The 20,617-nt window shown below is 63.7% G+C and carries 23 protein-coding genes; 16 read left to right on the plus strand and 7 right to left on the minus strand.

Annotated elements, in window-relative coordinates:
* Positions 1–122 precede the first annotated feature (122 nt).
* The 5 genes from ACSQ76_RS16055 to ACSQ76_RS16075 all read left to right on the plus strand — a co-directional run bounded on the left by ACSQ76_RS16055 (position 123) and on the right by ACSQ76_RS16075 (position 5,029).
* The gene (locus tag ACSQ76_RS16055; protein WP_437157382.1) at positions 123–1,100 is read left to right on the plus strand and encodes an iron-siderophore ABC transporter substrate-binding protein; all 978 of its coding nucleotides are present in this window, start codon (positions 123–125) and stop codon (positions 1,098–1,100) included.
* A complete protein-coding gene (locus tag ACSQ76_RS16060; protein ID WP_437157383.1) occupies positions 1,097–2,137 on the plus strand; it encodes a FecCD family ABC transporter permease in 1,041 nt (346 codons plus the stop codon). The genes ACSQ76_RS16055 and ACSQ76_RS16060 overlap by 4 nt, the downstream gene beginning before the upstream one ends.
* 86 nt (positions 2,138–2,223) lie before the next feature.
* Entirely contained in the window at positions 2,224–3,180 is a 957-nt protein-coding gene (locus ACSQ76_RS16065; protein WP_437158222.1) for a FecCD family ABC transporter permease, read from the plus strand.
* A complete protein-coding gene (locus tag ACSQ76_RS16070; RefSeq protein ID WP_437157384.1) occupies positions 3,177–3,998 on the plus strand; it encodes an ABC transporter ATP-binding protein in 822 nt (273 codons plus the stop codon). Before ACSQ76_RS16065 ends, ACSQ76_RS16070 begins: the two co-directional genes overlap by 4 nt.
* On the plus strand, positions 3,995–5,029 hold the full coding sequence (locus ACSQ76_RS16075; RefSeq protein WP_437157385.1) for a siderophore-interacting protein: 1,035 nt from the start codon (positions 3,995–3,997) through the stop codon (positions 5,027–5,029). The genes ACSQ76_RS16070 and ACSQ76_RS16075 overlap by 4 nt, the downstream gene beginning before the upstream one ends.
* 40 nt (positions 5,030–5,069) lie before the next feature.
* On the opposite strand, the gene ACSQ76_RS16080 is transcribed toward ACSQ76_RS16075, so the two are convergent.
* Positions 5,070–5,258, minus strand: a complete 189-nt coding sequence (locus ACSQ76_RS16080) for a hypothetical protein (protein ID WP_437157386.1) — start codon at positions 5,256–5,258, stop codon at positions 5,070–5,072.
* A gap of 75 nt (positions 5,259–5,333) precedes the next feature.
* Here ACSQ76_RS16080 and ACSQ76_RS16085 point away from each other — a divergent pair, with 75 nt between their 5' ends.
* A complete protein-coding gene (locus tag ACSQ76_RS16085) occupies positions 5,334–5,942 on the plus strand; it encodes a 2Fe-2S iron-sulfur cluster-binding protein (protein ID WP_437157387.1) in 609 nt (202 codons plus the stop codon).
* A 34-nt stretch (positions 5,943–5,976) separates the two neighbouring features.
* Positions 5,977–6,231: a hypothetical protein gene (locus tag ACSQ76_RS16090; protein WP_437157388.1), complete on the plus strand. Its 255-nt coding sequence runs from the start codon at positions 5,977–5,979 to the stop codon at positions 6,229–6,231.
* A 331-nt stretch (positions 6,232–6,562) separates the two neighbouring features.
* Here the strand turns inward: ACSQ76_RS16090 and ACSQ76_RS16095 are convergent, their stop codons facing one another.
* Positions 6,563–7,390, minus strand: coding sequence for an NAD(P)H-binding protein (locus ACSQ76_RS16095; RefSeq protein ID WP_437157389.1), 828 nt, complete (start codon positions 7,388–7,390; stop codon positions 6,563–6,565).
* 108 nt (positions 7,391–7,498) lie between these two features.
* Complete coding sequence (locus tag ACSQ76_RS16100; protein ID WP_437157390.1) at positions 7,499–8,503, minus strand: AraC family transcriptional regulator; 1,005 nt, start codon at positions 8,501–8,503, stop codon at positions 7,499–7,501.
* A 390-nt stretch (positions 8,504–8,893) separates the two neighbouring features.
* Here ACSQ76_RS16100 and ACSQ76_RS16105 point away from each other — a divergent pair, with 390 nt between their 5' ends.
* From ACSQ76_RS16105 to ACSQ76_RS16145, 9 genes are all read left to right on the plus strand, one after another.
* Positions 8,894–10,381 carry an aldehyde dehydrogenase family protein gene (locus ACSQ76_RS16105; RefSeq protein ID WP_437157391.1) on the plus strand — a complete coding sequence of 496 codons (1,488 nt, stop codon included), beginning with the start codon at positions 8,894–8,896 and terminating at the stop codon, positions 10,379–10,381.
* Between the two features lie 48 nt (positions 10,382–10,429).
* Positions 10,430–11,311: an NAD(P)-dependent oxidoreductase gene (locus ACSQ76_RS16110; protein WP_437157392.1), complete on the plus strand. Its 882-nt coding sequence runs from the start codon at positions 10,430–10,432 to the stop codon at positions 11,309–11,311.
* An 89-nt stretch (positions 11,312–11,400) separates the two neighbouring features.
* Positions 11,401–12,381: a TRAP transporter substrate-binding protein gene (locus tag ACSQ76_RS16115; protein WP_437157393.1), complete on the plus strand. Its 981-nt coding sequence runs from the start codon at positions 11,401–11,403 to the stop codon at positions 12,379–12,381.
* A gap of 52 nt (positions 12,382–12,433) precedes the next feature.
* Entirely contained in the window at positions 12,434–12,961 is a 528-nt protein-coding gene (locus ACSQ76_RS16120; protein WP_437157394.1) for a TRAP transporter small permease, read from the plus strand.
* Positions 12,954–14,237 (plus strand): TRAP transporter large permease, encoded by a 1,284-nt coding sequence (locus ACSQ76_RS16125; RefSeq protein ID WP_437157395.1) that lies wholly within the window; start codon positions 12,954–12,956, stop codon positions 14,235–14,237. The genes ACSQ76_RS16120 and ACSQ76_RS16125 overlap by 8 nt, the downstream gene beginning before the upstream one ends.
* Positions 14,238–14,565: 328 nt before the next feature.
* Positions 14,566–15,645, plus strand: a complete 1,080-nt coding sequence (gene dctP / locus ACSQ76_RS16130; protein ID WP_437157396.1) for a TRAP transporter substrate-binding protein DctP — start codon at positions 14,566–14,568, stop codon at positions 15,643–15,645.
* A 76-nt stretch (positions 15,646–15,721) separates the two neighbouring features.
* The gene (locus ACSQ76_RS16135; RefSeq protein WP_437157397.1) at positions 15,722–16,237 is read left to right on the plus strand and encodes a TRAP transporter small permease subunit; all 516 of its coding nucleotides are present in this window, start codon (positions 15,722–15,724) and stop codon (positions 16,235–16,237) included.
* 3 nt (positions 16,238–16,240) lie between these two features.
* The gene (locus ACSQ76_RS16140; RefSeq protein ID WP_306130183.1) at positions 16,241–17,557 is read left to right on the plus strand and encodes a TRAP transporter large permease; all 1,317 of its coding nucleotides are present in this window, start codon (positions 16,241–16,243) and stop codon (positions 17,555–17,557) included.
* Positions 17,547–18,689: an NAD(P)/FAD-dependent oxidoreductase gene (locus tag ACSQ76_RS16145; RefSeq protein WP_437157398.1), complete on the plus strand. Its 1,143-nt coding sequence runs from the start codon at positions 17,547–17,549 to the stop codon at positions 18,687–18,689. Before ACSQ76_RS16140 ends, ACSQ76_RS16145 begins: the two co-directional genes overlap by 11 nt.
* Here the strand turns inward: ACSQ76_RS16145 and ACSQ76_RS16150 are convergent.
* The 4 genes from ACSQ76_RS16150 to ACSQ76_RS16165 all read right to left on the minus strand — a co-directional run bounded on the left by ACSQ76_RS16150 (position 18,670) and on the right by ACSQ76_RS16165 (position 20,573).
* Entirely contained in the window at positions 18,670–19,359 is a 690-nt protein-coding gene (locus tag ACSQ76_RS16150) for a GntR family transcriptional regulator (RefSeq protein WP_437157399.1), read from the minus strand. The genes ACSQ76_RS16145 and ACSQ76_RS16150 overlap by 20 nt on opposite strands.
* A 287-nt stretch (positions 19,360–19,646) precedes the next feature.
* Positions 19,647–19,952: a DUF6166 domain-containing protein gene (locus ACSQ76_RS16155; RefSeq protein ID WP_437157400.1), complete on the minus strand. Its 306-nt coding sequence runs from the start codon at positions 19,950–19,952 to the stop codon at positions 19,647–19,649.
* Entirely contained in the window at positions 19,949–20,143 is a 195-nt protein-coding gene (locus ACSQ76_RS16160) for a hypothetical protein (protein WP_306130187.1), read from the minus strand. The genes ACSQ76_RS16155 and ACSQ76_RS16160 overlap by 4 nt, the downstream gene beginning before the upstream one ends.
* Before the next feature lie 58 nt (positions 20,144–20,201).
* A complete protein-coding gene (locus tag ACSQ76_RS16165; protein WP_306130188.1) occupies positions 20,202–20,573 on the minus strand; it encodes a hypothetical protein in 372 nt (123 codons plus the stop codon).
* Between the last annotated feature and the right edge of the window lie 44 nt (positions 20,574–20,617).

Raw genomic sequence — 20,617 nt, forward strand, 5'->3', positions numbered from 1 at the left:
TTTGTCGGATATGGCGGTTCGGACCCCTTGCCCTGCTTGACGGCGCGAAGCGGAAACGACTAGCCGGAGGCAGTTCTTGTCCCCGCAGCGAACGGAGGCTTTGGAAACCAGTGTTCAAATTTATGGAAACGTGCGTCGCCGTCCTTGTTCTTTGGCTCGGCGCAGCGCTCGTGGCACCCGCGACCGCACAGGAATTTCCGCTTACGATCAATCATGCCTTCGGCACCACGACGGTGCCGTCGCGACCGGAACGCGTGGCGACTGTCGCTTGGGCCAACCACGAGGTGCCACTGGCGTTAGGGATCGTGCCGGTCGGATTTGCACGGGCCAATTTCGGAGACGACGACGGTGACGGGATCCTCCCTTGGGTCGCCGAACGCTTGGAGGCGCTGGGTGCCGAAACGCCGGTGTTGTTCGACGAAGGCGACGGCATCGACTTCGAGGCGGTGGCGGCCACTCGTCCCGACATCATCCTCGCGGCCTATTCCGGCCTGTCGCAATCCGAGTATGACATCCTGAGCAGGATCGCCCCGACGATTGCCTACACGGACGGGCCCTGGTCGACCGGCTGGCGCGAGATGATCCGCCTGAATGCCGCCGGGCTTGGCATGGCGACCGAAGGCGACGCCCTCGTGGCCGATATCGAGTCGCAGATCGCCGCGATGTCCGCGCGCCACCCCGAAATCGCCGGGAAGAGCGCGATGTTCGTCACGCATCTCGATGTCCGGGATCTGAGCGTGATCCGCTTCTATTCCGCCAACGATCCGCGTGTCCGCTTTCTCGAAGATCTCGGCCTGACCTCGCCGCAGGCCGTCACGGACGCCACCGAACCAGGGCGTTATGCGGGAGAAGTGAGCGCCGAGAAGATCGACGTTTTTGATGACGTCGATATCGTTGTGACCTATGGCGGCGAGACACTGATGGAGCGGGTCGCGGAAAACCCGCTGACCTCGCGGATGAAGACCGTCAAGACCGGGGCGGTCGTGCTGTTGGGAAACGATCCGGTGGGCACAGCCGCCAACCCCACCCCCCTGTCGATCCCCTTCGTGCTTGAAGACTACGTCGCAAGGCTGGCGGACGCGGCGCGCAAGGCAGAATGACCGACGCTGTCCCCACTGAGACGGGGTTTGCGGCCATGTGGCGCACCCGGAGCAGCCGGCTTGCCTGGTTGATCGTCGTCCTGGTGGTTCTTGGCATGGCCTGCATCGTGTCGGTCAGCCTGGGCACGCGATCGGTGGGATGGGCCGATATACTGGCAGGTGCGACCGGCTCGACAGAAACGATTGCGCAGGCGGTGGTCGCCGTGCGCGTACCCCGCACGGTGCTTGCGGTCCTCGCAGGGGCCGCGCTTGGGCTGGCCGGAGCCGTCATGCAGGGTGTCACCCGCAACCCGCTGGCCGATCCCGGCATACTGGGTGTCAATGCGGGTGCGGCGATGGCCGTGGTGATTGGCATCGCGTGGTTCGGAATGCAGACGCTCGACGCGTTTCTCTGGACCGCGATCCTCGGGGCCGGACTGGCCTCCTGTTTCGTCTATGCAATGGGGTCGCTCGGTCGGGGCGGCGCGACACCGCTGAAACTGGCGCTGGCCGGGGCGGCGACGGCCATTGCAACATCCTCGTTCACAATCGCGATCATCCTGCCGCGCAACGATATCGCCGGGGGTGTGCGATCCTGGCAGGTCGGCGGGATCGGCGGTGCCAGTTTCGACGCCATCCTGCCGTGCCTGCCCATCCTGCTGGCCGGTCTGATCCTGTGCCTGCTGTCCGCCCGCAGCCTGAACCTGCTGGCTCTGGGCGACGATGCGGCGGCCGGGCTGGGCGCGAACGTGGTAGTGGCGCGGGCCAGCGCGGCGCTGGGGGCTGTGTTGCTTTGCGGGGCGACCACGGCCATCTGCGGGCCGATCGGTTTCGTCGGGCTGGTCGTGCCGCACGTCTGCCGACTGCTTGTGGGCGTGGACCACCGCTGGCTCCTGCCGTTTGCGGCTCTGACGGGTGCGATCCTTCTGATCGGCGCGGACGTACTTGGGCGCATCGTCGCGCGTCCCTCCGAGATGGATGTGGGGATCGTCACGGCCTTTATCGGCGCGCCGGTCTTCATCTGGATCGTGCGCAAACGGCGGGTTCGCGACCTGTGAGCGATCTTGCGCATAAAGACGCGACCACGTGGATCGCTGCGCTACGCCTGTCGCGACGAAGGGCCCGCTTGCAGCTTGTCGCCCTCATGACGGGCCTCCTCGTCGCGGGCGTCGGGTTGACGCTGGTCACCGGCCCGACCATGACCCAGCCATCGGACCTTCTGCGCGTGCTGTCCGGGCACGATGTGCCCGGCGCAAGTTTCAGCATCCTGGAACTGCGCCTGCCCCGCGCGACGCTGTCGATTTTTGCCGGAATGAGCTTCGGTCTTGGCGGCGTAATCTTCCAGACACTGCTGCGCAATCCACTTGCCAGCCCCGACATCATCGGCATCAGCGCCGGGGCCAGCGCGGCGGCCGTGTTCGCCATCGTCGTCCTGGGATGGAGCGGGCTGGCCGTCTCGGTCGCCGCGATCGTTGCCGGGATGATGGTGGCCCTGCTGATCTACCTGCTGGCCTGGCGTGACGGAGTGTCCGGCGCACGATTGATCCTGATCGGCATCGGGATTTCTGCCATGCTCGACAGCATGATAGCCTATGTCCTGTCGCGTGCCCCGGCGTGGTCGCTGCAGGACGCCTTGCGCTGGCTGACCGGAAGCGTCAACGGCGCAACCTTGCCCGAGGCGCTCCCCGTTCTGCTGTCGCTGGTCCTGCTGGGCGGACCGCTTTTGGCCCGGCGCGACAATCTGGAGGCGATGCGGCTTGGCGATGACGCCGCCGCCGCCCTCGGCGTGCCGCTGCGTTTCGAAAAGCTCGTGCTGGTCATGGCCGCCGTCGGGCTGATCTCGGTGGCGACGGCGGTTTCCGGCCCGGTCGCCTTCGTCGCGTTTCTTTCGGGGCCGATTGCCGCGAGAATTGCCGGCACCGGCCGGACACCCTTGCTGGCCTCCGCCCTGGTGGGGGCATTGCTTGTCCTGCTGGGCGATTACGCAGGTCAGCACCTTCTGGCGGGGCGCTACCCCGTGGGCGTCATTACCGGGGCCCTCGGGGCGCCATACCTCATCTATCTGATCATTCGATCCCACAGAAGCGGGGGCGCGTCATGAGCATACTGCACGTCGAATCATTGGAGGCCGGATACGGCACGCGAAAGATCCTGACCGGTCTCGATGTCACGGTGCCGCCGGGGGCCATATCCGCGATTGTGGGGGCCAATGCTTGCGGCAAATCCACCCTGCTGCGGTGCTTCGCGCGGCTGTTGCGGCCGAGCGCCGGGCAGGTCGTGCTCGATGGCCGCTCGGTGCGCGAGATCCCGACACGCGAGCTGGCCCGCCGGATGGGTCTTTTGCCGCAATCGCCCATCGCCCCGGACGGGATTACCGTGGCGGACCTCGTCAGTCACGGCCGCCATCCGCATCAGGGTATTCTGTCGCGCTGGACCCGTGCCGATGACGTCGCGATTGCCGCGGCGTTGGAGGCGACCCGAACCACCGACATTGCCGACCGCGAGGTCGACCAGCTGTCCGGCGGACAGCGCCAGCGGGTCTGGATCGCCATGGCCCTGGCGCAGGAAACGGATATCCTGCTGCTCGACGAACCGACGACCTTCCTGGATATCGCGCACCAGGTCGAAATTCTGGATCTGCTGGTCGATCTTAACCGAGCGCGTGGCACGACCATCGTCATGGTCCTGCACGACCTCAATCTTGCCGCGCGTTATGCCGACCACCTTGTTGCACTCCGGCGCGGCAAGGTACATGCGTCCGGCGCGCCCGAACTGGTTCTGACCGAACACATGGTGCAAGAAGTTTTCGGTGTGGCCTGCCGCATTGTCCCGGATCCCACTTCCGGAAAACCAGTCATGTTGCCCATAGGCCGACATTTCTCAGAACCTGCGCCCACGAGGAAAGAGATCGCATCGTGAGCAAGACATTGCACGCATCGGCGGTCTTTCATGGCGTCTTGCCGGAAGACCTCATCACCCACATCTCCGCTCATGCCCGAGACGCTGAATTGCTCGTGGAAGAGACCCGCAGCGGCCTGATCGTCACCGTGCCGCTCGCAACGGTTTCGCTCGAGGCCAGCCGTGCAACCCTGCAGGTCGACATCGACGCCGTCGATGCGGCCGCGCTTCAGAATATCCGAGACTATTTGCACTATACTCTCGACCATGTCGCGCCCGGGTTGACCTCCGGCGCGGAATGGCAGGGGGATATCCTGCGGAATCGTGCACCCCTCAACTTCACGACCGCGACTGTGCACGGCATCCGCCGCGTCGGCCCCAATTTCCTGCGCGTCGAACTGGCATGTTCCGATACACGGCGCCTGTCGGCAGAACGGGGCATGCATTTCTCACTCCTGTTGCCACCCGACGGTCGTATGCCCGTCTGGCCTCGCCTTGATGATAACGGCCGGACCGTGATGCCCCTCGGCGCCGATAGCCTGCATCGCGCGGCCTATACATTCGTCGAGCTTGATCCCGAACGCGAGCGCTTCACCTTCGACGTCTTCGAACATGAAGGCGGTCGTACCACGACTTGGGCGAGAACGGCGCAGCGCGGCGACCTTGTCGGCATCAGCGGGCCGGGCAGCGGCGGGTTCCCGCCCGGCCAGAATATCCTGATCGCCGGGGATGAAACCGCAATCCCCGCTATCCGCCGAATCCTTCAGACGTCTGCGCCCGACCGGCGTGGTCACGCCCTGCTGGAGGTAGGCACCGAGGCGGATATCTGTGACCTCTCTCGGCCCGACGGCGTCGATCTGAGCTGGTGCGTACGGAACCGAGGAGAGTCGCTGTGGGATCGCCTGTCGGAGGCTCCTTTACCACAGGGACCTGATCGCTTTGTCTGGGTCGCGGCCGAGAAGACCGTTGTCCGAAATGCGAAAGCCCGGTTCCGGCAAACGCTGCGTCTTGGTCTGTCCGAAGGTTATTTTGCCTACTACTGGGAGGCGTGAACCGCTGTTCCGCAAAGGCTGGCCGACTGCGCACCGTGGTTCAGCCGACGAGACCGCGATACAGCCCCGCAGTCGTCAATGTCACGGCGCGAATTACGATCGCCATAGGCTTGCCCGAGACGTTTGTTCTTTGATTCAAGCGCAAAAAAGATTCAGGACATTCCCCTTCTGATTTTAGCAGGCCCGCCCTGTGCTTAAGCTCTGCGACAAAATCCATCAGGAATTTCAAGCTCTAGAGGCCCCTTGCCGGAGGGCGACCGCAAGTTAGCTGCCAGCCGTACCGGCAGTAACGAAAGCTCCCCATATGTCCAGTACTCCCCCTGATATTCGCCAACCCGGAGTGTCCCGGCGTGGCTTCCTGAAAGGCAGTTCCGCAGTTGCGAGTTCTCTTGGCATGGCCGTCGGCGCCGCCAAGGCCCAAGAAGCCGAAGCAAGTGCCGACGCGCGCACAATCGAGATGACGGTCAACGGCAAGACCCGGCACGTCAGCGTCGAACCACGGACGACGCTCGTAGAGGCACTGCGCGACAATCTCGGGCTGACAGGGACCAAGATCGGCTGCAACCAGGGTCAGTGCGGGGCCTGCACCATTCTGCTCGACGGCGCCCGCGTAAACTCCTGCCTCACCCTGACGGTCACGGCCGAGGGCGCAGAGATCGTGACGGTAGAAGGTCTCGCCGATCCGACCGGTGATCTGCATCCGATGCAGACCGCCTTTGCCGAGAATGACGCGTTCCAGTGCGGATATTGCACACCCGGACAGATCCTGTCGGCCATAGCGTGCATCGAGGAAGGCCATGCGTCGGACGCCGCCGAGATCCGCGAATACATGAGCGGCAACCTCTGCCGCTGCGGCGCCTACCCGAACATCGTGGCTGCCATCGAGCAGGTTCGCGACCAGCAGGAAGGGTGAGATCATCAGCTCCGCGCTTCACGAGGCGACCGAAGTGGACAAGGCGCGTTCGCGGTTTCTGAACGCCAATATCGCGGAATACTTGATTCCGGTGAACGCGGACATCCGCGAGGTGCGTGTCGAGATGCTGGAAGAGCAGGACGACTACGTGAACCCGCTCGGTGTCAAGGGGATCGGCGAGATGGGGATTGTCGGCACCGCCGCCGCGATCGGCAACGCGGTCTACCACGCGACCGGCCAGCGCTTCACGTCCTTGCCGATCCGCATGTCGGGGCTGGTTTCCAGTTGAATTTCAACCTACTGGCCGGCGCATGTCGGCCAGCAGGAAACCGCAGGCAACCGAATGCCTCCGCGCGTCCGACCTTGCGTTCGGGATGGCGCCCCGTACACCGCAATCTCGATTTTATGGCAACGACGCCATCGTGTTCCCATCCGATCAAGGGGTAGCCGACCGAGGCGATCATCGTCTCGGTCGGTATCATCGCGACGGATGACGAACCGCCAACTCGGCGCGGCATTAAAGAACAGCCTCACTGCTCAAGGGAAAGACGAGGTCGAATTGGTCTGACAGCACCTTCTCGACTTTACGTCTCATGCCATCCTTCTTTCTCGGCACGGCGTCAGGCGGCGCTGGTCCAGGCCCCGGTTCGCGCCGCGTCCCGGGCGAAATCTGCAAAATCGCGGGGAGCGCGGCCAAGCGCGCGCGTCACGCCGTCCGTGGTATGGGCGTTGCGCCCGTCCAGGGTTTCGCGCGCGATGGCTGTGAAGACGTCGGCGACGAAGGTGCCGCCAGCTTCAGCAATATTGCCGTGGAATTCCTCGAAGCTGATCGGGATATGCCGGATCTCGCGCCCGGTCGCCCGGGACAGCTCGGCCGCCATGTCCGCGAATGACATCAGACGTGGGCCGGTCACCTCGTAAAGTTCGCCCCTGTGCCCGTCTTCGGTCAGCGCCGTAACCACGACGTCGGCAATATCGTCGATGTCGATGATGGGCTCGGCGACATCGCCGCCGGGCATCGGCAGGACACCCGCCAAAACAGGATCACGCAGGTACCCTTCAGAGAAGTTCTGCGCGAACCAGGCGGCCCGGAAAATGGTGAAGTCAAGGCCTGAACTGCGCACCACGTCTTCACCCGACCGCGCATGGTGCTCGCCACGACCAGAGAGCAGTACGAGGTGCTCGACCTTCACATCGCGGGCTGTCTCGCACAGCGACTCGAGCTTTTCCAAGGCCCCCGGAAAGGCAAGATCGGGAAAGTAGGTGACATAGGCTGCGCGAACCCCGCGCAGGGCCGATGCCCAGGTCTCCGGCGCCTCCCAGTCGAAAGGCGTTGCGGACCTGCGCGCGCCGCGGCGCACGGGAAGGCCACGCGCCTCGAGGCGGCTGGCGACGCGGTGGCCGGTCTTGCCGGTCGCACCAATAACGAGGATCGGGTGGTCTTGCATCGGGTTTCTCCTTGGCTTCGGTTTCGACAGCCACGGAATAGGCGCCCTGATGCGGTCCGGTATTGACCGGCGATGCCAGCCTATTGACCACCGCCGCCAATGCGCCTGTCAGCGGCGGGCCATATCCTTGCGAAAGGCCGCTGGCGTCGTGCCGACCCAGCGTTTGAACGCCCGGGTAAAGGCGCTCTGCTCGGAGAAGCCGGTGAGGAACGCGATTTCGGCCAATGAGCGGCTGTCGTCTTGCAAGAGTCCCTCGGCGAGGTCGCGGCGGGTTTGCTCGGTCAGGGTCTGAAAGTTCAGTCCATGCTCGGAGAGCCGCCTGTGAAACGACCGCGCACTGAGTCCGAGGCCACTTGCGATCTCGGCCATCCTCGGCGCGCCCTCGCTCAGGGCTTGGGCAATGGATGCTTTTGCCTGTGTAACCAGCGCCGGCTCCCGGGTGATCTCGGACAGCTCGGCGTCCAGATGCATGGTGAGGTATTTCGAGATCCCCTCGTCCCCCAGGATGTTGGGGCGTGCCAGCGTTTCCTCGGCATAGAGGATTGCGTCCAGTTCGGCGCCAAAGCGCACCGGGCAGCCGAACCACTTTTCGTGCGCGGTGATCCGGCGCGGTGCGGGATGCCGGACCAGCACTTCCACGGGCGTGAGCGGCTCCGGGCAGACTTGCCTTGCGATGGACACCGCGCTCGCGAGAGTAGCCTCGTTCGACAGCCGCATTCCGAGTCGCCGTTCGCCCGTACGGTGCAGGACAAAAAGCGTGCCCCCGACCGTGGGCCGCAGCTCATATTCCGCGACGCTGGTCCATAGGCGCGCATAGCGTTCCACCCGCGCATAGGACGCGCCAAGCGTCGTCGCCGCCTTGAACGCCAGCCCGAGCGCGCCGTATTCGTCAAGCCGCATCGAGGCCCCCGTGCGCACCGGCAGGTCGGTCGCATCGATCTGGTCGGCGATCCTTTCAAGCATGTCGTAGTAACGCTCGGCCGGGATCATCTGCTTGGTATTCCAAGGGCAATCGATATCGATCTCGACCAAAGACAGCATCTCGGCCGCGTCGATTCCGTCGCCAGCCGCGGCGAGCACCTTACGCGCGAAAAGAGATGTCACGTACCCCATGACCCGCATTCTACGACACGCGCGGGAAGCGACCAACCTTGTGCTGTATCCGGGCGCGAGACGGACCGGCGCAGGCAACTATGCCTCGGCGAGGGCTGCATCATCATCCGGGCCGCCATATCGGGCATGCCGCGCCATGGGCGGTTGCGATGACACCCTCCTTGAGCGGGGCCAATTGATCGGCCCATGGTTGTACAGCGTCATCTTCGCGACGCCGGAATCCTCCAGGATCTTGTCGATCGGATCCGGTCGTTTAATGTGCCTCCTGAAACAAGAAGCCGTTATCCGCTGGTCATTCGGAAACCCGCTGGTGTAAACAGCGGCATAGTCGGCTGCGGGAACATACCGTTGGTTTCGACGGACAATACAATCACGCAAGGCGAGGGCGCCATGAAGGACTGGAGCGCAGCGGCAGCCGCTCTTTATGACGGCGGGCACCGCCCGATGTTGATTGACGGGAAATGGTGCGATGCCCATTCGGGCGAGACCATCGAGGCCCGTAATCCGGCTGACGGCGCCCTGCTGGGCACCGTGCCCAAGGGCGGCCCGGCGGATGTCGATGCGGCCGTCAAGGCGGCACGCGCGGCGTTCGAAGGCCCGTGGTCGAAATGGACGCCGTTCGAACGTCAGGCGCTGCTCCTGCGAATAGCTGACCGCTTCGAGAAGGAATGGGATAACCTCTGTCTTTCCGATACGCTCGATATGGGAATGCCGATCCAGCGCACGCTCGCCAACAGCCGGCGGGTGCTGGGGATGCTGCGCTTCTACGCAGGTCAGGCCGTGGCGATCCACGGCTCTACAATCCCCAATTCTTTTCCCGGTGACATCTACTCTCAGACGGTGCGCGACCCCATCGGCGTCGTCGGCGCGATAATACCGTGGAATGCCCCGATCGCCGGCTCGGTCTGGAAGATCGCGCCAGCCATCGCAACTGGCTGCACAGTCGTCCTGAAACCGTCCGAAGAGGCGTCTCTGACCGTCCTGATGATCGCCCGGATCATGCAGGAGGCCGGCCTGCCCGACGGTGTGTTGAACATCGTCACGGGCCTGGGCAAAGAGGCCGGCGCCGCGCTGGCCGAACACGATGGCGTCGACAAGATCGTCTTCACCGGCTCGACCGCCACCGGCCAGGCCATTGCCCGGGCCGCGACCGGCAACCTGAAGCGTGTCTCGCTGGAACTGGGGGGCAAGTCGCCCGTCATCGTGTGCCGGGACGCCGATATCGAAAAGGCGGTTCCCGTCGCCGCCATGGCCGTCTTCGCCAATTCCGGACAAATCTGCATTGCCGGGTCGCGCCTGTTCGTGGCGCGCGAAATTCATGATGAATTCGTGCGCCGCGTGGCCGACTATGCCGCTGGTCTGCGCATCGGCCACGGTATACACGAGGAAACCGAGATCGGCCCGATCATCTCGGCCCGTCAGGCCGAGCGTATCGCGGGCTACCTCGATGCGGGACCGCGCGAAGGTGCCGACGTGATCACCGGCGGCGCACGGGCCGAGGGGCCGGAGCTTGCGGCCGGGCACTTTTTCCAACCGACCGTTTTTGGCGGCGTCACCGATACAATGAGCGTCGCGCGAGAAGAAATTTTCGGCCCCGTCATCTCGGCCCTGCCGTTCGATGATCTGGAAGAGGTCGTAACCCGCGCCAACGCCACACCCTACGGCCTGGCAGCAGGCGTCTTCTCGACCCATCTCGGCACGGCGCACAAGCTGGCGCATCGACTGAAGGCCGGATCGGTCTGGGTCAACATGTACCATGCCATCGACCCGGCCGTGCCCTTCGGCGGCGTCAAGATGTCGGGCTACGGTCGTGAGGGCGGGACCGAGCACATGGAAGAATATCTCGATACAAAGGCGATCTGGATCAACGCGGACTAGGCCGCGTCCGGACGCCCTCTGTATAATCGCAACCTGAAAGGCAAGCACATGCAAGTCGGCATCATTGGCGTCGGGCTCATGGGCCACGGCATCGCCCGCAACATCCTGATGCAAAGCGACTTTGCGCTCAGCTTTCTCGATCACCCCGGCAACCAGCCCACCGATGACCTGGTCGCGCTCGGGGCCAATGCCTGTACGACAACATCCGAGGTCGCCGCGGCCTCTAACGTCGTGATACTTTGCGTAACCGGCTCCCCCCAGATCGAAACGATTGTCAGTTCTTCGAACGGCCTTGCCGACTCATTACGCCCGGGCACGATCGTGGTTGACTGCTCGACAGCGCTGCCCGAGTCGACCCTGCAAATGGCAGCCCTCATTCGAAAGGCGGGCGGTGATTATCTTGATGCTCCCATGACACGCACCGCGATACATGCCCACGAAGGGACCTTGAACCTTCTGGTCGGCGGTGCGGGCGAGACGCTGGACAAGGTGCGACCCGTTCTTGCCGCGTTCACCGAGAATGTAGATCACGTCGGCCCGCTCGGCCACGGTCACCGGCTGAAGCTTCTGCACAATTACGTCTCGGTCGGCTTCATGACCCTGCTGGCCGAGGCCGCCGCCCAGGCCGCCGATACCGGCATCGACCCGAAGGTTTTCGTCGATGTCCTGGCGGGGGGCGGCGGCGCGAGCGCCGCGCTGGATCGGCTCGCCCCATACATCATATCGCAGGATCGCGACGCCCTGCCCTTTTTCGTTTCGAACGCTCGGAAGGACATAGACTATTACCGCAGCATGTCCGAAGCTGCCGGTGCGCGCATGACAGTCGCCGATGGCGTGTCAGCCGCCTTGGCAGCGACGGTCGAAACCGGTCCTGCCGATGCCTACGTGCCGGAACTGGTTCGCCTTTTCAGAAAGCAACAAGGCGGCTGATAAGCCCGCCGCGCGCAGCGCTCTGAGACGGGGTTGTCACCTTAAAAATACGTGTGTAGCTAAAGTAAACGTTAAACGGGAGGAAAACCATGACGTTCATTACCCGCGGGCTGGTCTCGACCGGCATCTTCTTTGCAATGGGGCTTCCGGCACTCGCACAGACCGAAGTCAAGATCGGCTACGCCTTGGCCCCCGACAGCCATTACGGCGTCGCGGCGCAGAAGTTCGAAGAGGTCGTCAAGGCCGAAACCGGCGACGCGTTCGAATTCAACCATTTCCCCTCCTCCGGCCTCGGAGGCGAGCGTGAAGTCATCGAGGGGCTGCAACTCGGCACCATCGAAGCCACCATCGTTTCGTCCGGCACTCTGGCCAACTTCGTGCCTGATACCGGCGTCTTCGACATCCCGTTCCTGTTCCGCGATCTCGATCATGCCCGTGCCGTGCTGGATGGTCCGATCGGCCAGGAAATCCTCGCCAAATTCGACAATGTCGGCCTGCACGGTCTGGCCTGGGGCGAACAAGGCTTCCGCCACATCACCAACAATCGGAATGCCATCGAAACCCCGGCCGATGTCGAAAGCCTGAAGATCCGCACGATGGAAAACCCCGTGCACCTCGCGGCTTTCAACGCGATGGGGGCCGCACCGACGCCGATGGCATGGCCGGAGGTGGTCTCGTCGCTGCAGCAGGGCGTGATCGACGGTCAGGAAAACCCGTTGTCCGTCATTGTATCGGTCAAGCTCGACGAAGTGCAGGAATATCTGACCCTGTCCGGTCACGTTTATTCACCCGCCATGCTGCTCGTGTCCAAACCGTTCTGGGACGGTCTTGACGACGACCAGAAAGCCGCTTTCGAGAAGGCCGCGGCAGAGGCCGTGACCGCCATGCGCGGCTACGTGGACAACGTCGAAACCACCGGCGTCGAAACGCTCAAAGAGCGCGGCATGAAGGTGAACGAGTTGTCGGCCGAACAAAAGGCAGCCTTCCAGGAGTCCATCGCATCCGCCTATGAAGGCTACTACGAGACCTACGGAAAAGAGTTGGTCGACTCGATCGTAGACTTCGAATGATGATACCGCGTCGGCGCCTCTCGGCGCCGACGCACGTTCCGGGGGCGCCTTTTTGAAACGGCTCGAACATATATTCGTCGTGCTGAACGGCTGGGCTCTCATTCTAATGCTGTCGGGAATGGCGCTGGTCGTGGGCGCGAATATCTCGCTGCGCTATTTCACCGCGCATTCTCTGCCCTGGGCCGATGAGGTCGCGCGCTACCTGATGATCTGGCTGACATTCACAGGCGCAGGGCTGATCCTGCGCATTGGCGGCCATGTCGCGATAACGAACCTGCAGGACAGTCTGCCGTCAGCCGGACAGAAGATACTTCGTGCGCTGATCGTCCTGATACTTTTGGCATTTTTCGGATACATGGTTTATGTCGGATGGCAGTACGCCCAGCGGATGCAATTTCAGGTCACTCCAGCCCTGCGACTGCCTTTCCTTTACGTCTATGCGGCCATGCCTGTCGGTTTCGCATTGCTGATCGTCCATTTGCTGCTTATCGCCCGCCCACTCATCACCGCGGGCGCCTACAAAAGCCTCGACGCCCGCGGTGTCGATGACGAAACCGTCACCGGCGGTGCCAATGGCTGAGATACTGTTCCCCGCGCTCTTCCTGCTTCTGATACTTGGATTGCCGGTCGCCTTCGCGATGGCGATCTCGGTTTTCGCGGCGATCACCCTGGCCTCGAGCTACCAGCCGCTCGTAGTGGTGAAGGAAATGTTCTCGGGCCTCGACAGTTTCCCGCTGCTGGCTGTGCCCTTCTTCATTCTGGCCTCGGAGATCATGACCGGCGGCGCGGTGACGCTGGCTATCCTGCGGCTTGCGCAATCCCTGGTCGGGCACCTGCGCGGCGGGCTTGGACATGCCAACGTGGTCAGTTCCGCGATGTTCGCCGGCATTTCCGGCAGCGCTCTGGCTGATGCCGCCGGTCCCGGAACGATGATGATCCGAATGATGGAAAACGGCGGATACGACCGCCCTTATGCCAGCGCGCTCACCATAGCCAGCGCCGTCGTGGGGCCAATCATCCCGCCCTCGATCACCATGATCATCTATGCGATGCAGGACCAGAACGTTTCGGTCGGCTCGCTTTTCATGGCAGGTATCCTGCCCGGGCTGGTCATCACCCTCATGGTCCTTTGGGCAAATGCCCGCGTTAGCCGCAAGCGCAACTATGCCTCCGGCGAGCCGATGCCCTCCGTCGCCGAGATCGCTCGGATCGCGCTGTTCGCCCTGCCCGCACTCATTCTGATCGTACTGATCGTGGGCGGTATTCGTTTCGGGGTCTTCACCCCGACCGAGGCGTCTGTCATTGCGGTCTTCTATGCGCTCTTCGTCGGCATGTTCGTTTACCGTTCACTGCGCCTGCGCGACCTGCCCGCCATCGTGCTGCGCGCAGCGCTGACATCAGGCGCGGTGCTGCTCATCCTCGGGGCGGCACGGGCTTTTGCCTGGGTGCTGATCATCGAAAGCATCCCGCAATTCCTCGCGGAAACGATCATCGCATGGGAGCTTGCACCGGTCGTTTTCCTTTTGGCGGTCAACCTTCTGCTGTTGGTCTTCGGCCTCTTCATGGATCCTTTGCCCGGCGTCATGATCCTGGTTCCCATTCTCGCACCCATCAGCTTCGCGCTGGGGATCGACCCCAATCATTTCGCCATCGTCGTGATCGTCAACCTGACACTGGGCTTGACGACGCCTCCGGTCGGCAGCCTGATCTTCGTCGTGTCCTCGACAGTCGGGCTCAAGCCGTCGACCTTGATCCGCGAGATGCCGCCTTTCTTCATCGCCCACGCCGTGGCGTTGCTGTTGATCACATTCCTGCCTTTCCTGTCCGCCTGGCTACCGAAGGCAAGCGGCTTCTGACGTCGGTCGACGGCTGTGTATCTTAGTGGGCCTGCAATTCGTCAGGCGTTCCACCGACAGGCGTGCCGCCAGAGTCTGCAAGGGCACTGACATCGGTCGCAGTATTTAATTGCACAACTCAGTATATCGCTTTTCAAAAACCGCCCGCTTCTCAACTGACATATTAGTTACGTATTAATTGCATATTGACCGTCGACCAAAAGTCGTTTACGAGTCCCCGGTGCAGCTCCCCGGCGCCGGCAGGCGTTCGTCATCATCGACGGTTCCTAGGGAAACAAAGGGTATGGAAGGGCAGAGCCTGCAAGAAACCAGATAGGGAGGAGAACCAATGTCACCGTTTAAGAAAGGCATCGCGACCATCGCGCTGGCCGCCAGCATGACGGGCGGCCTGATGGCTTGCGCCGCGCTCGCCGCCGAGCACGAATGGAAAATGGCCACCACGGTCACCGGCGGTCCGCTGATGGAACTGGGCGCCGAGGCCTTTGCCGAGCGCGTTTCGCAAATGACCGAAGGCCGCGTCGAGATCGAGGTCTTCCCTGCCGGCACGCTGGGCAAGGCGCTCGACGTGTCCACCACCGTGAAACGCGGTGTCGCCGAGGTCGGCCACACCTGGATGGGGTACGACTGGGGCAAAGACAAGACCACCGTGCTCTTCGGCGGTTTCGCCGGCTCGATGGACAGCGAACGCATGCTGCACTGGCTCTATCAGGGCGGCGGACAGGAGCTTTGGACCGAATTCCGCCAGGATCGCTTCGGTCTCGTTTCCATGCCCCTCTTCATGCGGCCGGCCGAGGTTTTCCTGCATTCCAAGAAACCCGTCTCGACGCTGGAGGACCTGCAAGGCCTCAAGATGCGCACCGCCGGAGCCTGGCTGGAGATTTCCAGCGAGCTGGGCGCCTCGCCCGTCACCATGGCCGGTGGCGAGGTCTACACGTCGCTTGAACGCGGAACCATCGACGCGACCGAGTGGGGCTCGCTCTATGAAAACGTGTCCCCCGGCTTCTACCAGATTGCCAAGTATGTGGTCGTACCCGGCGTGCACCAGCCCGTCGCGCCCTATGAACTGGTGATCAACGACGCCGCCTGGGAGGCGCTGTCGGAGCAGGATCAGGAAATGGTCAGGCTGGCCGCCGAACTGGTCACCTTCGAAAGCTGGATGCGCCTCGGCAACGAGGATGCCAAGGCGTTGAAGTTCTACCGCGAGAACGGCAACGAGGTCATCGTCCTGGAAGACGAAGTCAAGGACGCCGCCAAGCGTCTCGGCATGGAATGGGCCGACCAGCAGGCCGAAGGCAATGAGTGGTTCGAGCGCGTGCTCACCTCCCAGCGCGAGTTCGAATCCAGCTGGTCCGAGGCCGACAGCTATCGCAAGATGGCCCTGCCGCCGCAGGACAGCTCGTCCAACTGAACGCCCGACCGGACAGCCGCAGCCCCGACCCGCCGAGGGTCCGGGGCTGCCACGCCGTCCCACAGGAAACTCTGACATGATTTCATCCATTCGCCGCTTCATCGGAGCGATCAGTGGTGTCCTGGGCTATTTCTCGGCCCTGATCCTCGTGCCCCTGATCCTCGCCTCGGTCTACGAGGTCGTCTCGCGCTATGTCTTCAACCAGCCGACCATCTGGGCCTACGAGATCGGCTACATGGCGATGGGCGCCTCATTCCTGCTGGGTTCCGCCTACGCCCTGCGCGACGGCCAGCACGTGCGCATCGACGTTGTCGCCTGCCGCTTCTCGCCGCGCCTCAAGGCGGCCCTGGACCTGGCGGGATACCTTCTGCTGTTTCTGCCCATCGGCATCTGGCTGACCATCGCGCTTTATCACTACACGATCGAGGCCTACCAATGGGGCGAACGCTCCGGCGAAAGCGCCTGGAATCCCGTCGTCTGGCCCTACCACCTGGTGTTCTTCACGGCCTTCGTCGCGATGGTGCTTCAGGCCATCGCCGAGGCGCTCGGCTGCCTTCAGGTCCTGTTTGCCCCCGAAGCGAAGGAGGCCTGAGCCATGGAATACCTCGCACTCTGGATGTTCCCGGTCCTGCTACTGATCCTGCTGACCGGCTTTCCGATCGCCTTCTCCCTGATGGGCGTCGCCACGATCTTCGGCTACATCACCTTCGGCGACACCGTCATCTACCAGTTCATCGACAAGATCGACGAGGTCGCGGGCAACTTCGTGCTCGCCGCCGTGCCGCTCTTCGTCTTCATGGGCACCATGCTGGAAAAATCCGGCATCGCCGAACGCCTCTTCGACGCGGTCCACATCTGGACCCGCCGCCTGCCCGGCGGGCTGGGGGTCGGCACGATCTTCATGTGCGTGATCTTCGCCGCCTCCACCGGCGTGATCGGCGCGACAGAGACCGTGGTCGGCCTGCTGGCCATTCCGGTCATGATGAAACACAGCTACAACAAGGGCCTCATCTCCGGCACGATCTGCGCCGGCGGCTCGTTGGGCACCATCATCCCGCCCTCCGTTGTCGTCATCATCATGGGGCCGATCGCCGACGTATCGGTCGGCGACCTCTTCATCGGCATGATCATCCCGGGCCTGACCATGGCGACGCTCTACATCCTCTACATCATGGGCCGCTGCTACCTGCGGCCGCAGGACGGCTCGCTGGTCTCGGACGACGAGTATCTGCCGACGCTGGGGGAACGGCTCTGGATCACGCTGACGGCCTTCCTGCCGGCGGCACTGATGATCTTCGCGGTGCTGGGCTCGATCATGCTCGGGCTCGCCTCCCCGACAGAAGCGGCCGCGATGGGCGCCTTCGGAGCGGTGATCCTGGCGGCAGTCTACCGCACGCTGAGCTGGAGCACCCTGCGTCTCGCGCTGTTGAACACGGTCAAGGTCACGTCGATGATCCTCATGATCCTGCTGGCCGGCTCGATGTTCTCGGGCGTCTTCGTCGGCGCCGGCGGCACCCGCGTCACGACCGAATTGATCGCCGCCTCCGATCTCAGCCCCTGGGCCACGCTGGCTGTGTTCCTGGTCATCGTCTTCATCGCCGGCTTTGCGCTGGAATGGATCTCGATCCTTCTGATCTTCCTGCCGGTCTTCATCCCGATCGTCACGCAGCTCGGCTTTGATCCGGTCTGGTTCTGCATCCTCTTCCTGATCGTGATACAAACAAGCTACCTGTCGCCGCCGATGGCCCCGGCCATCTTCTACCTGCGCGGCATCGCACCGCCGGAGATCACCATGCCCGACATGTTCAAGGGGGTCGTGCCCTTCATCATCCTTCAGCTCTTCACGCTGGCATTGGTAATGGCCTTCCCTCAGATGGTGCTCTGGCTGCCGGAGAAAGTCCTTGGCTTCTAGGCGAAAGCTCCTTGTCGTGGGCGGCGGATATGTCGGCTGCGACGTGGCCCGCCGGCTCGACCGGGTGATGGACGTCACCCTGGTCGAGCCGAAACCGGCCTTCCTGCATTCCCCCGCCATGATCCGTGCCCTGGTCGCACCCGACCTTCTGGTGGCCGCTACGATCCCCTATGACAAGCTGCTACGCGAAGGGCGCGTCATCCGGGGCCGCGTCTCAACACTTCATTCCGAAGGCGCGAGCCTCGAGGACGGCTCAGAGGTAACGAGCGACTTCACCCTTGTGGCCACCGGCTCGTCCTATGCCCTGCCCTTTAAATCCTCGGCGGAAGATCTCGACGCCTTTCTCGCCGCACACCGGACGCTCGCGGCCCGCATCGCCGGGGCCCGGCATTTCGCCATTGTCGGCGCGGGCCCGGTCGGCACCGAACTCGCCGGAGAAATCGCGGCGGCCCGGCCCGACGCCCAGATCACCCTGATTGCCGCCGGTCCGCACCCGATGCCTGACCAGCCGGAGCGGCTGGGTCGCGCGCTCCTGAGCCGACTGCATCGGCTGGGGGTGGAGGTCGTTACGCACAGCACCGCTCCCGGCATCGCGCCGGGTCAAGGAGCACAGGACGGTCCCTTGGCGCTCTCTGACGGGCGGGTCGTGGCGGCAGACCTCGTGCTTCCCGCGCTCGGCGCAATGCCTCGAACCGACCTCCTCACCGCCCTGCCCTCGGTGTGCCTTGATGGCGCAGGCCGCGTGGTGACCGACGCGTGGCTGCGGCCCGCGCCAGGCGCCCTGCCGGGGCTGTTCACGGGCGGCGACATGGCCGCCACCGGCGACGCGATGACCATCGTCGGTACGCTTCGCCAAACGCCGTACCTGTCGAAAACCCTGCGTGCGGCCGCCAGGGGCACGCATTTCGACACCCTGGCACCCTACACGCCCTGGCGCGATGCCCCGATGCTGGTGCCCACCGGCTCACGCCTTGGCGCCAGCCATCTGCCCCTGCCCGGCCCGTTGGTCTGGGCCGGCACCATGCGCGGCCCAGGCGACGTGCTGACACGTCTGGCAAAGGGCCGTGACCTCTTTGTCGGGAAATACCGCAGACTGCTCCGCGCGCCACGCCTCAAAGGGTCGCGCGGGTGAACTCGTAGATATAGTCGATCAGCCTGTCCGACGCCTCGCCCGCCGCCGCCTGATCCCCCTCGGAGATCTTGCGCGCAACGTCCGCGTGAAGGTTCGCACAGCGTTCGAGGTCAAGCGCCACGCGGTAATTCTGGAACCAGAACCGCCGTGACAGTCCCTGCATCCGCCGCATCGACCGTTCGATGAACTCGTTGCGACAAGCGGCCAGGACGGCCCGGTTGAACTCCAGGTCAAGCTGCATGAAGGCATCGTAATCTCTTGCCTCCGCCGAAGCGGCCAGCTTGTCGGCAAGGGCCTCGAATTGCGCACGTTCTGCCTCGGTGGCCCTCTGTGCCGCCTTGCAGGCACAAAGCCGCTCCACTTCGCGCCGTAACTCCAGCAGCTGCAACTGCTTGGCGATGTTGATCTCGGACACCATGACGCCACGCCGGGGCATCACCACGACCAGACCCTCGGCCGCCAATCGCTGCAAAGCCTCGCGCACCGGGGTGCGCCCGATGCCCAGTTCGTCGACCAGTTGGGATTCAGACAGCACCTGCCCCGGCTCCAGGTCCAACGCCACGATCCGTGTCTCGATCATCTCGTAGGCACGGTCAGTCAGCGTCATGGCGTCGATCTTGCGCGCGCCAGGAGAGCCTTTCTCCAACACGTTCTCGGAATCTTTGTTCATACTCTGCCTGTCTCTGGCCTTGACCGTCGCGGTCGGCGGTGGATGTTTTATCGCTATATGAAAATCTACGGTGCTTCGCCCCATGCCGCAAGGCTTGGGCGCACTCCCGGCGGGTCACAACGCCACCGCGGCGCGGACCTTGACGATCGCGCCGCGGCCGAGCCGACCTTCGCATCCGCGTTCATCATCGCGCAGCACGGCGCGCGCCGCCTGGCGGAATGAAATGTTCAGCACGCTGCGGGGTCATACGCCGTAACGTCCCGCCTTCGAGCTTTCCAGTGGCGCCATCACGCCTGCTCCGGCTGCACCTGGATCACCGCGGCGCGGACATCCGCTTCGGTCATTTCCCAGTCGTTGCCGAAATTCGCGGTGACCTCGCGCATGAACGGCTCGGCCAGGCGCTTGGCCAGCCCCGCATCGCCGGTCACGTCGTAGATCAGCGCAAAGGCCAACTGCGTCGCCGCCACTCCCTCGAAGCTCCATTCGAAACCCGCGTTGGTGAACTTGCAGACCTCGGCGTAATCCGGCAGGTCCTGCCCGTCCACGGTCACGACAACGCCGTCGATTGTCCGGTCTCCCAGATATGTCTTCATGATTTCCTCCGCGCATCGGCCTTGGACCGCATCACTTCCGGAAAGATCCAGAGCGACCCGACGCTGAACGGCCCGAGAAAGACAATGGCCCATTGCGGCCCGGTCTGCCCCAGGTGTCCCATATAGAACCATCCCCCGATGGCCGCGAGCGCCACCAGCGTGGACAGCGCGATCTTGATCATGACGGGCATCTCAGCCTCCTCCTTCTGATAGTGTTTGCCGGGGCCTGCCCCGACCCGCGATCTCGGCTCAGGCCATGCCGGCCAGCGCCCAGGCCGAGGCGCCCAGGCCGGCCATGACCACCGTCAGGCCCACGGTCCCGTCGCGCCAGCGGCTCGGCCACACGTTGAACAGGCCAGGCATGAACAGCAGGGCGAACCCGGCGATGATGACCACGCTGGTCCAGCGCAGCTCGGTCAGGCCAAAGCCAAAGGTCAGGTACAGTACCGCGCCCAGCAGCACGCAGTTCGCCACCACCAGCGCAAAGCCCAAAGGTCGCTTCAACTCGGGCCGCGTCGACAGCGGGAAAACCCCGGTCAGTACGATGGCGGCGAGGCTGGTCACGCAGGCGAACAGCGCAAAGATGAAGGCTGCGGTGATATTCGGCTCGATATTGGCCATGTAAATGCTCCGTTTTGTCCGGGGGTGTCTAGGCGCCGCCCGGC

Origin of the sequence: Roseovarius sp. B08 (genome assembly GCF_051417955.1) — a bacterium.
Lineage (GTDB): Bacteria > Pseudomonadota > Alphaproteobacteria > Rhodobacterales > Rhodobacteraceae > Roseovarius.